This is a genomic window from Clostridium sp. ATCC BAA-442 (assembly GCF_964239415.1).
In the GTDB taxonomy this organism is placed as follows: domain Bacteria; phylum Bacillota; class Clostridia; order Oscillospirales; family Oscillospiraceae; genus Flavonifractor; species Flavonifractor plautii.
The window spans coordinates 1-10575 of sequence record NZ_CAXSQB010000050.1 but is presented as its reverse complement, the minus strand read 5'-3'; the positions used below and the strand labels follow the sequence as shown (position 1 = coordinate 10575).

The following is a 10575-nucleotide window of genomic DNA, read 5'->3' as shown; positions in this document are numbered from 1 at the left end:
GCCCCCCCCGCGTTTCTTTTGTTCTTTTGTCAGCGCTCCTGGCGCAGCGTCTCGGCCTTCTCCTTCAGGAAGCCCTTGAGCCACGCACCGGTGGCCGGGTGATCCAGGGCGAAGTCGATGGTGGCCTCCAGGAAGCCGCAGAGGTTGCCAGTGTCATACCGGCGGCCCTCAAAGTCCACGGCCACCATGCGGCTTCTCCGGCACAGCTCCCGCAGGCCGTCGGTGAGCTGAATCTCCCCGCCGTAACCAGGCTTGACGTTCTCCAGAATATCGAAGATCTCCGGAGTCAGCACATAGCGGCCCAGGATGGCGTAGTTGGAGAGCCTCTGCTCGGGGGTGGGCTTCTCGTTCATGTCGGACACGTCGAAGATGCGCTCCTCCAGGGGGGAGACCTTGACGGAGGAGTAGCGGGAGATAGCCTCAGTAGCCACCTCCTGCACCCCCAGGGCGGACGCGCCGTACTTCTCGGCGGCCTCCACCAGTTGGAGAGTCACCGGCTTTTTGGCCCGCATGATGTCGTCGCCCAGCAGCACGGCGAAGGGCTCGTCCCCCACGAAGCGGCGGGCGCGGCCGATGGCGTGGCCCAGGCCCTTCGTCTCCTTCTGGCGCACGTAGAAGATGTTGGCCAGGTCGGCGGCCCGGCGCACCTCCACCAGCTCGGACTCCTTGCCCGACTGGAGCAGGCGGGTCTCCAGCTCGGGGTAGTAGTCGAAGTAATCGTCCATGGCGGACTTGGCCCGGTTGGTGACGATCAGAATGTCCTCAATTCCGGCGGCCACCGCCTCCTCGATGATGTACTGGATCACCGGCTTGTCCACCATGGGAAGCATCTCCTTGGGGACGGTCTTGGTGGCGGGGAGCATCCGGGTTCCCAGCCCTGCGGCGGGGATGACGGCCTTACGAACTTTCATAACAAAAAACCTCCAGCAGAGCGGGCGGAACGCCGCCCGCCGTTATTGCAGATGTGCGGTGGGAATCATGGGGCGGAAATACCGAACCCTGGGCAGGGCCTTCAGGAGAATCGTGCCCAGCACATAGCAGGCCACAGCCTCCCCTGCCACAAAGGTCCACAGGTTCAGTCCATACGCCGCCCAGAAAGCGCCGTTGATAGCCCCTGCCTCCGCCCAAGCCCACATGGGCGGCAGCAGCAGGGCGTTCACCACAATGGGGGGCAGGGCGGCCAGATACCAACGGGGCATCTTGATGGAGAGGAAAGCTGCGATGGCGGTGGCCAAGGTGCCCACAATCATGTCGATGGGACCATAGGGGGAGAGAATATTGGTCAGCAGGCAGCCCAGTGCCAGCCCCGGCGCGGCGGCAGGGAACAGGAAGGGCAGCACGGTCAGCGCCTCCCCCAAGCGGACCTGAACCGGTCCGAAGGTGAGCTGAAAGATGTTGCCGAAGTAGCACAGGACGAAGTAGACGGCGGCCACCATCGCGGCCAGGGTGAGCTGTTGGATGTTGGATTTGCGCATGTGTGATCATACCTCCATTTTAGTCTTTAGAGAACGGCGGTGAGTCCCACCGAACGAACGCGGCCGTGGCCGCGCTTGGACCGGGTTTGGAAACCAGTCGGGGGTATTTTAGCACGTTTCCCATCGGAAGTAAAGAAAAAGCGCCGGGACTCTCCCCCGCCCTCCTCCGCGGAAAAAGCAGCCCCGGAGCGCACGCGCTCCGGGGCGGTCTTTTATTCCGTTATTCCGTAAAGGGCTTTTCCACCAGGGAGCCCCGGCTGTAGCGGGCCAGAATGTCCCGGTCGTCCCCGTCGTAGAGGAACTGCTCCAGCTTCTCAAAGGGGGTGCGGGACAGGCGGCCGTCCAGCTCATCCACATCCACCACCAGGGCGTCGAAGTCATACCCCGGCTCAAAGGAACCCACCTTCCCGAAGAATTCCCCCGGCCCCTTGGTGGCCAGGTAGAGGGCCTCCGGCAGGGAGAGGGGCCGCTCCTCCGGGTGGTCCAGGGCCCGGAGCTTGGACAGCCCCACCGTGGCCGCCACATGCCGGTTCATGGCGGCGGCGTGGCCGCCGGCCACATCGCTGGCCACGCAGCAGCGCAGCCCCTCCGACAGGCTGCGGCGCAGGGGCATGACGCCGCTGGACAGGTTGGTGTTGGACTGGGCGCAGTGGGCCAGGGTGACCCCCCCCTCCCGGAGAATGGCCTCCTCCCGCCCGGTGAGGTGGACGGCGTGGGCCATGATGGTGCACCCCCGGCGGAGCAGGCCGTAGTCCCGGTACACCTCGGTGTAGCTGGCGCACTCCGGATGGAGCTGGCCCACCCAGGCGATCTCGCTCCGGTTCTCCGACAGGTGGGACTGGACGGGCAGCTCGTACCGCTCCCCCAGCCGCCCCAGGCCGTCCATGAGCCGGGCGGTGGTGGAGGGGACGAAGCGGGGGGTCAGGATATACTCCACGTGCTTCAGCTCCGCCCGGCTGCGGCAGATGAGCTCCTCCGTGTCCGCCAGGGAGGCGTCGGTGTCCTCCCGCAGACTGTCCGGGGCATTGCGGTCCATGTTCACCTTGCCGATGAGGGCGGACAGCCCCGCCCGCTCGGTCAGCTCCATCAGCCGCCAGACGGCCTCCTTGTGGATGGTGGCAAAAGCGGAGAAGCGCAGGGTGCCGTTGGCCCACATCCGGTTGAGGAACCGCTTCCACGCCGCCTCGGCAAAGTCCGCGTCGCCGTAGCGGGCCTCCACCGGGAAGGTGTAGGTCTCCAGCCAGGGCAGCAGCTCCTGGTCGTAGCCCACGCCCCGGTTCACCATCTGGGGGGCGTGGAGGTGGAGGTCGCAGAAGGCGGGGAGCACCAGCGCCCGGCCGAAGTCGGTCACCGGCTGCCCGGCGTACTCCTGGGGGAGCGCCCGGTAAAAGCCGGCGCACTTCTCCCCCTCTACCACCAGGTACTCCCCCTCCCGCACGGTCAGCTCGCCCAGCGCGGGAGTGTATAAAAAGTTGCCCTTGAAAATCATGGCAGCCCCTCCGGTTTTCATGTTTTTCTTTTATCCTATCATCCGCCCCTGTAGAAAGCAATCAGAAGTTTTCGCCCCGGCACAGAAAAGCCGCCGCACCCGTTGCGTGCGGCGGCCCATATCTTTTATTCGGGTATTCAGGGTACCAGCTCTACGGTGTAGCCCAGCTCCTTCAGGCCGGACACAATGCCGCCCGGATTCACCATGTGGCCCGCGCCCACGGCCAGGAAGAACGTATTCTCCCCCTCGGTCTCCAGATACTCCGCCGCTGCGGCAATCATGCCGGGGTCCCGCTCGGTGAACAGCTTGGAGTTGAGCTCGTCATCGCTGTTGAGGATGGCCTCTTTGTCGTAGACCTCCGCCAGGGCATCGGGGTCCCGGTCCTTCCAGGCGTCGAACATGGCGGCAATCTGCTCCTGCTGGGCCTGGGCCAGCGCCTGGGCCGCCTCGTCGGCCGCCTCGCCCTTGAGCATCCCCTCGTACCCGGCCAGGCTGGCGTCCAGATAGGCCTCCTGGTACTCGGCGGACAGGCCGTCGAAGATGCCGCCCTGGAAGGCGTAGGTCTCCACGGAGTCGATGGTCTTGCCCGCGTTCACCGCGTAGGCGTTGATATACACATCAATCGCCATGGCGTTGGCCCCGGTGGTGTCGTCCTGGAGGCTCAGGACGCCGAAGGTGGAGGCCAGGGCCCAGGGCTTATATGCGTCAAAGCCGTTGGGCTCCATGCCCAGGCTCACCGCCGCCGCCTGCACCCGTGCGTACAGCTCCGGGCTGATGTGGTCGGCCAGGGTGGTGCCGTCGGAGTAGGCCTGGAGCTGGGCCAGCAGGGCCATGCCCTCCTGGTCGTTGAGATCCAGCTCGAAGCTCACCACCTGGGAGGCGTCCAGGGCGTCCCGCACCGACTTATGCAGGGGATAGACGTTGCTGCGGTCCATGTGGATGGTGCCCAGCAGGTAGAGGGTGTTGTCCCCGTTGACGGCCTTCCACAGCAGACCTCTGGAGCCGGCGTCGTTGGCGTCATAGAGGGCCAGGATCAGCCGCTCGGCCATAACCATGGCCTCCTGATAGGTGCAGGGCCGGTCCTCGTTCAGTCCGCCGGCCTGATCGCCCCTGACCACGCCCAGGCCGGTGAGGAAGGCCGCGGCCCCCTCCTCCACGCCGTCGATGTCGTAGGCGGCCGCCTCCTGGTACAGCGCGTTCATCACGCCGCCGCGGGTGGTGTCCACCACCAGTCCTTCGGTGTCCGCCGCCCGCTGGGGCAGCTCCAGCAGGGCCAGCTTGTCGGCCACGATGCCGGTCATGGCCGAGAGCTGCTCGCTGGTGATGGTGCTCTGAATGTACGTAGTGTAGTTGTCGTCCACCAGCCCCATGGCGTAGCTGTCCGCCAGCTCTCCCACCGCCCAGGCGTCGGGCATCTGAGGGGCCGGAGCGGTATCTTCCGCCGCCAGCGCGGGCGCGGCCAGCAGGGCCGCCGCCGTGACGCCGGCCAGCAGCCGGCGCATCCGATTGTGCTTCATGTCATGTGCTCCTCTCGTCGAATTGTAAAGCTTGCTTTCCACATGTACTGTACCACAGCCCGGCCCCGCCGTCAACCGCAATTTGCGGCAGTGAGGGTCTGCCTCTGCTATACACGCAGTTATACTAGTTCTATACTAGTAATATCTATGTTTTAGCATGTAATAATCTATCTGTCAAGATGATACCCTTACATAAGGGTGAGACGCAATGAAAAAAGAGGAGCACAACGCCCGGTTTCGGGATCACTATATCGCCATCGGCATCCGCATCTCCTACTTCCGAAAGCTACGGGGGCTGAGCCAGGAGCAGTTGGCCGAGCGCGCAGGAATCAGCCCCGGCTTTCTCTCCCAGGTGGAGGCCCCCGGCATGGCAGTGGGCATTTCCCTGAGCACCCTTTTCCTCATCGCGGAAGCGCTGGAGATTCCGCCCTACAAGCTGCTGCAATTTGACGATTGACCCGCTTCAAACCGCGCAGGCCGCCCCATGGGGCGGCCTGTTTTCTATATCTGCCCTCTCCGCACGCTCAGGCTGGCGATAAACTGCTTGGCGGTTCGCGGCGTCCGGCCCGGGCTGCGCATCTCACCCCACGGGAGGTTCCCTCCCGTGAGGGCCCCTTTTTTCCATTCGGTTGAGGCGAAGTCAATTCGCCTCAACCAAGGTTTTGCCTCCGGCAAAACGCTTGTACGCCGCGGGGCGGCGGGGCGCTTCCACGCCCGTGGGAGATGCGGGCACCCGGTCACAGGCTCAGGCTGGCAATAAACTGTTTCGCCGTTCGCGGCGTCCGGCCCGGGTTGCGCATCTCACCCCACGGGAGGTTCCCTCCCGCGGGGGCCCCCTTTTTCCATTCTCTTGAGGCGAAGTCAATTCGCCTCAACCAAGGTTTTGCCTCCGGCAAAACGCTTGTGCGCCGCGGGGCGGCGGGGCGCTTCCGCGCCCGTGGGAGATGCGAGACACCCGGTCACAGGCTCAGGCTGGCAATAAACTGTTTCGCCGTTCGCGGCGTCCGGCCCGGGTTGCGCATCTCCCACTTGACCGCCTCGGCACGAAGACTATCCCGGTCCAAGGCAATCCCCGCCTGCTCCGCCATCCCCTCCACCAGCTCCAGGAACTCCGCCTGGTTCAGCGCCAAGTAGGGTATGCGCAGGCCGAAGCGGTCGGACAGGGAGGTCTTCTCCTGAATGGTCTCACTGGCGTCCACCTCGTCCCCCGCCCGGTCAGAGAAGGTCTGCCGCACCAGCCGCCGGCGGTTGGAGGTGGCATAGACTGCCACGTTGGCGGGCCGCCGCTCTAAGCCGCCCTCCAGGATGGTCTTGAGGGCGGAGTAGGTCTTGTCGTCCTGATCAAAGGCCAGATCGTCGATGAACAGGATGAATTTCAGCCGCCGCCCGCCCAGGGTACGGATGAGCCGGGGCAGATCAGCCAGCCCCTCCTTCTGCACTTCGATGAGGCGCAGGGCCTCAAAGCCGGGCAGGGTGAGCAGGTTCTTCACCGTGGCGGACTTGCCGGTGCCGCTGTCGCCATACAGGAGTACATTGTTCACCAGGTTGCCCTCCAGCATGGCCCTGGTATTGGCGATGACCCGGTTCCGCTGGAGCTCATAGCCCAGCATCTCGTCCGCGCCGGGACAGTCGGGTTGCTCCACCGGGCAGAGCGCCCCATCTTCCCACAGGAAAGCCCGGTGCCGGGCAAAGAGCCCCGCGCCGTTGGCCCGGTAGAACTCCGTCAGCTCCGCAAAAGAAAACGGGCTGCTCCCCCGCCACCGGGGCAGGTTGGCCAGCACCGGCCCATACTCCCGCGGCGCTTTCCCCCCTACCTCAGCGAGCACCTGGTCCCAGTCCAGCTCCGCCAGCAGGGTGAACGTCTCAATATCCCGCCGGGCGGCCGCCTCCAGGGCGGGGTCCTCCCCGCCCCGCTCCGCCAGAGCGGCATAGGGGGATTCCCGATCCCGGAGCCGGCCGTCCAGCCACTCCCCCAGGCTCCGGCTCCCCGCGCTCCGCAGGGCATAGAACAGCCGGGCGTAGTCCTCCACGGCCCCGCTGCCGTCCCCGGCGGACAGCTTATCCAGTACCCCCAGCGCCAGGCGCATCACTGGCTCATCCACAACAGGCCGGTAGGCCGCTACCCCCCGCAGGGCGCAGCGCAGCATGTCGGTTGTCATTTTCCTCTCCCCTCTCGCGTTTGTTCTATCTGTGTCGGTTTTATTGTAAGCGCCTCCCCTCCGGCTGTCAATGTCCGCGTTTTCTTTCCAAATGAAACCACTGGCTGCGCCGCATAGGCAAAAGAAACCTGCGGATAATAAGGGCTGTAACTACAACCGCAGGAGGAGTTTATAGATGAAAGCGACTGGTATCGTGCGCCGTATCGACGATCTCGGGCGCGTGGTCATTCCCAAGGAAATCCGCAGAACCATGCGTATCCGCGAGGGCGACCCCCTGGAGATCTATACCGACAAGGACGGCGGCGTCATCTTCAAAAAGTATTCCCTGATGGGCGGCCTGGGCGACTTCGCCGGCCAGATGTGCGAGACTCTGAACAAGACCACCGGCGAGATCGCCGTGATCACCGACCGGGATGCCTGCATCGCCGTGGCGGGCCTGGCCCGCCGGGAGCTGACGGACAAGCGGATCTCCTCTGAGCTGGAGCAGATTATGGAGGGCCGCCAGATTTATCAGTACCAGGCAGGCGACAAGGCGGTGCCTGTAAGCGACGACGGGAGCAAGTATCTTGTGGCCTGCGCCGCCCCCATTCTATCCGAGGGCGATGTACTGGGCTGTGTGCTCTTTGTGGGCACGGAGGGCGAATTGGCCAGCAGTGAAACCGACTATAAGCTGGCCCAGACCATCGCCGGGTTCCTGGGCCGGCACATGGAATCCTGATTCCAATGATGATAGGGGGCATCCCTGTTCGGATGCCCCCTATCATTCCAAAAAGGCCGCATACAGGAGGGCCCTGCCGCTGGCAGGGGCCTCCTGTGCGTATTCACCTAACCGCCCAGGGTCATGCCGCCGCCGGAGAGGCCGTCCTTCTCCAGCATGCGCTCCAGCACCTGCACGTCGGTGGCGATATCCATGGCGTCGTCCTGGAAGAGCTTGTCAAGCTGCTTCTCGAAGCCCTCCACCACCTTGTCCATCATGCCCTCGATGCGGGCCTTAGCCGAGCGGATATTCTCTCCCTCCACGCCCTGCTCCTCCATACGGGCGTAGGCCCGGAGGATTTTGAGGGTCGTAGGCAGATAGTAGCTTAAAAAGCTGCGCAACTGGCCCGCCCGGTTGGGGCTCTGCTTCTGATAGGCAAAGATCTTGCCGGTGATCTCTCCGATGCGGTCGATCTTCTGGCTCATGACCGGATCGTCGATATCGTCGTTGAGTCGGCGGATTTCCCCCAGCACCGCGTCATCGTCGTTCATGTCCAGCACGTCCTCCTCCGGCTCCGGCTCGTCGGGCTCGGGGGCAGGGGGCGCCTCTTCCTGAAGGCCCTCGTCACTGAGGATCAGACGGCCGGTGGACATATCCAGATAGCCCGTCTCTAAAATACCGCTGTCCAGCATATCCTGGAGATCGTCACAGGCCTTGTGCACCGACACCGGCATGGCCTGGGCCAGGGTGGTGATGGAGATGCTCTCCCGCCTGCCGATGAGGGCCAGGTACTTGCGGAAGCGCTTGGCCTTCTTAGTGCGCTGGGTACCCGCCCAGATCATGGCCAGGCCGCCGCCGAAGAAGCCGATCACCGGGGACATCACCGCCAGGGCGGAGAGGAAGCCGCCGCTCATGGCCACCGCCGGGAATCCGGTGAGTGCGATGCCGAAGATCACGGTCAACACAATTCCCCATACGGTCAGGCCCTTGCCCCGGTCCAGGTTCACCGGCCTGCCCTGCCGGGGGCTGCGGCCCACATGCTGCCGCCCCACCGGAGGCGTCTGCCGCTGGGCGCCGGGCATTCCCTGCGTGCCGGGGACAGGGCCTCCCTCCCGCTGGATATCATAAGGGTGGCGGGAGGCTCTGCGCCTGGAACCTCCGGTCAGCTTTCGGAGCAGCAGAATAAGGCCGATGGGCCAGACCGGGCTGACCAGCAATACGATGGTAATGATCCAGGAGAGCAGGTCCCCCGAATCCGGTCGATTTTCATTTCGATAGCTTGCCATGGGCACCGCCCTCCTGTTACTGCCGCGTGTTCTGTCTGTTATTCTATCACAGAAGTGTTAAAGTTTCGCTGGATAAGTTCTTTAAAAAAGATGAAAGATTAGATTGCGCCCCGCTGAAGCCTCTCTATCATACTGCGAAATCCGGGGCATGTAAAGCGCTTTCCGCCGGAAGTGCTATGTAACCGTTCTGTAATTGCTTTTCCCGGGACGAAGTCCTATAATAGTAGTCGTATTTTACATCCTCTGTGATGTTTTGGAGTTGATGAAGATGGAAAATCAGGATGGAAAGAGGGTCGCAAGGGGACCGGGCATGCCCCGGGGCGGAAAAATCGCTCTGGCCGTTGTCCTCGTTCTGGTCCTGGCACTGGCGGGTGGATATGTGGGGCTTTGCGCCTATGCGGGCAGCAGTGCTTTCCTGCCCAACACCTCCATTGCCGGGGTGGACGTGAGCGGCCAGTCCCGGGAAGGGGCTGCCGCCGCCCTGGAGGGCGCCCTGCCCGGCCTGCTGGCGGACAGCCGGGCCGAATTCACCTGTGCGGGCCAAAGCTATGCGGTGAACGGTGACGATCCCTCTGTCTCCGTGGACGCCGCCGCCGCAGTGGACGCCGCTCTGACCGACCAGGCCGGCAGCTTTTTCACCCGGGGCGGGCGGTATCTCGCCGCCGTGATGCACGGCAACCGCTACTCCGTCCCCGTGACACTGACCGGCACGCCGGACGCGGTAACCCGGGCGGTGGAGGAGTGCTCCGACCCGGAGGCCCAGACCACCTGGGAGGTCACCGACACCGAGCTGGTACTCCACAAGGGGGTCACCGGCCGCACCATTGACGTAGCCGCCCTCACCGATGCCCTGGCCGAGCGGCTGGGCCATCTGATTTCCGACGACATTCCCGTCGGCTACGGCCCCATCGAGACTCAGGTGACCACCGCGCCCCCCGCCGCCCCCGACTTTGACGCCATCCGGTCCGAGGTCGCCGCCGAACCTGCCGATGCCTACTTAGACAAGGAGACGCGTGAGATCGTCCCCTCGGTCACCGGAGTGGACTTCGACACGGCCCAGGCCCAGACTGTGCTGGATACGGCCGGGGAGGGAGAGACGGTGTCCGTCCCCCTGCTTCTCACCGAGCCGAAGCTGACCACCGCCAAGCTGGAGGCCAATCTTTTCAAGGATGTGCTGGGCAGCGGCTCCACCACCTGCGCCGGCCCCTCCAACCGCTGGTACAACATCGATCTGGCGGCCAAGCGGCTCAACGGCACCATCCTGCTCCCCGGAGAGACCTTCTCCTATAACGACACGGTGGGCCCCTACACCCTGGCCAGCGGCTACAAGGCCGCCGGCACCTACCAGAACGGCCAGAGCGTGGACGCCACCGCCGGCGGCATCTGCCAGCTCTCGTCCAACCTCTACTGGGTTACCCTCAAGGCCAATCTGGAGATTGTGGAGCGCCACAAGCACCAGTTCAACGGCGGCTATATGCCCGTCATCGGCACCGACGCCACCGTGTGGAGCGACCAGTTGGACTTCCGCTTCCAGAATAACACCGATTACCCCATCAAGATTGAGTCCTATCTGGACAAAAACCACAAGCTCCATGTGACCATCTACGGCACCGATACCACCGGCATCCACGGAGAGCCCTACCACGTGGTCATTTCCACCGTGCCCTACAAGAACACCTACCAGCCCAAGGACAGCATTCCCGTGGGCACCGAGCCCCAGCGGGACCCCAACTACTCCCGCTACAGCGGCTATACGGTGGATCTCTATCAGAAGCTGGTGGACAAGAACGGCAAGACCATCAGCACCACCCTGCTGTACCGCAACACCTACAAGGCGTCTGACGCGGTGTACTACTACAACCCCGCTGACGCGGCCCGCTGGGGGATTGACCCCTCCACCGGTCTGAAAACCCTTACGCCGGTCACCCCCACCCCATCGCCGTCCCCCAGCC

At 64.1% G+C, this 10575-nt stretch carries 9 protein-coding genes; 3 read left to right on the top strand and 6 right to left on the bottom strand.

What is annotated here, in order from left to right:
- Window positions 1-29: 29 nt before the first annotated feature.
- The 4 genes from galU to ACESY8_RS16220 all read right to left on the bottom strand — a co-directional run bounded on the left by galU (window position 30) and on the right by ACESY8_RS16220 (window position 4481).
- Entirely contained in the window at window positions 30-911 is an 882-nt protein-coding gene (galU, locus tag ACESY8_RS16235) for a UTP--glucose-1-phosphate uridylyltransferase GalU (protein WP_007491966.1), read from the bottom strand.
- A gap of 42 nt (window positions 912-953) precedes the next feature.
- Window positions 954-1475, bottom strand: coding sequence for a QueT transporter family protein (locus ACESY8_RS16230; RefSeq protein ID WP_021631204.1), 522 nt, complete (start codon window positions 1473-1475; stop codon window positions 954-956).
- 220 nt (window positions 1476-1695) lie between these two features.
- Entirely contained in the window at window positions 1696-2964 is a 1269-nt protein-coding gene (locus ACESY8_RS16225; RefSeq protein WP_204682324.1) for an amidohydrolase family protein, read from the bottom strand.
- Window positions 2965-3101: 137 nt separating this feature from the next.
- Window positions 3102-4481, bottom strand: a complete 1380-nt coding sequence (locus tag ACESY8_RS16220) for a TraB/GumN family protein (protein ID WP_204682326.1) — start codon at window positions 4479-4481, stop codon at window positions 3102-3104.
- A 208-nt stretch (window positions 4482-4689) separates the two neighbouring features.
- Here ACESY8_RS16220 and ACESY8_RS16215 point away from each other — a divergent pair, with 208 nt between their 5' ends.
- On the top strand, window positions 4690-4938 hold the full coding sequence (locus tag ACESY8_RS16215; RefSeq protein WP_007491959.1) for a helix-turn-helix domain-containing protein: 249 nt from the start codon (window positions 4690-4692) through the stop codon (window positions 4936-4938).
- 502 nt (window positions 4939-5440) lie between these two features.
- Here ACESY8_RS16215 and ACESY8_RS16210 read toward each other — a convergent pair.
- Entirely contained in the window at window positions 5441-6640 is a 1200-nt protein-coding gene (locus ACESY8_RS16210; protein WP_007491957.1) for an ATP-binding protein, read from the bottom strand.
- 175 nt (window positions 6641-6815) lie between these two features.
- Here ACESY8_RS16210 and ACESY8_RS16205 point away from each other — a divergent pair, with 175 nt between their 5' ends.
- Window positions 6816-7358: a stage V sporulation T C-terminal domain-containing protein gene (locus ACESY8_RS16205; RefSeq protein ID WP_044939174.1), complete on the top strand. Its 543-nt coding sequence runs from the start codon at window positions 6816-6818 to the stop codon at window positions 7356-7358.
- Window positions 7359-7465: 107 nt separating this feature from the next.
- Here the strand turns inward: ACESY8_RS16205 and ACESY8_RS16200 are convergent, their stop codons facing one another.
- Window positions 7466-8623: a 5-bromo-4-chloroindolyl phosphate hydrolysis family protein gene (locus ACESY8_RS16200; protein ID WP_009259493.1), complete on the bottom strand. Its 1158-nt coding sequence runs from the start codon at window positions 8621-8623 to the stop codon at window positions 7466-7468.
- Between the two features lie 268 nt (window positions 8624-8891).
- On the opposite strand from ACESY8_RS16200, the gene ACESY8_RS16195 reads away from it, so the two are divergent.
- On the top strand, window positions 8892-10575 hold a 1684-nt coding region (locus tag ACESY8_RS16195; protein WP_498794861.1), incomplete at its 3' end, for a VanW family protein.

Bases quoted from the DNA above. Each gene is read 5' to 3' on its own strand.
- ACESY8_RS16210 (WP_007491957.1), bottom strand. From the start codon at position 6,640: ATGACAACCGACATGCTGCGCTGCGCCCTGCGGGGGGTAGCGGCCTAC.
- ACESY8_RS16200 (WP_009259493.1), bottom strand. From the start codon at position 8,623: ATGGCAAGCTATCGAAATGAAAATCGACCGGATTCGGGGGACCTGCTC.
- ACESY8_RS16205 (WP_044939174.1), top strand. From the start codon at position 6,816: ATGAAAGCGACTGGTATCGTGCGCCGTATCGACGATCTCGGGCGCGTG.
- ACESY8_RS16225 (WP_204682324.1), bottom strand. From the start codon at position 2,964: ATGATTTTCAAGGGCAACTTTTTATACACTCCCGCGCTGGGCGAGCTG.
- ACESY8_RS16230 (WP_021631204.1), bottom strand. From the start codon at position 1,475: ATGCGCAAATCCAACATCCAACAGCTCACCCTGGCCGCGATGGTGGCC.
- galU (WP_007491966.1), bottom strand. From the start codon at position 911: ATGAAAGTTCGTAAGGCCGTCATCCCCGCCGCAGGGCTGGGAACCCGG.
- ACESY8_RS16220 (WP_204682326.1), bottom strand. From the start codon at position 4,481: ATGAAGCACAATCGGATGCGCCGGCTGCTGGCCGGCGTCACGGCGGCG.
- ACESY8_RS16215 (WP_007491959.1), top strand. From the start codon at position 4,690: ATGAAAAAAGAGGAGCACAACGCCCGGTTTCGGGATCACTATATCGCC.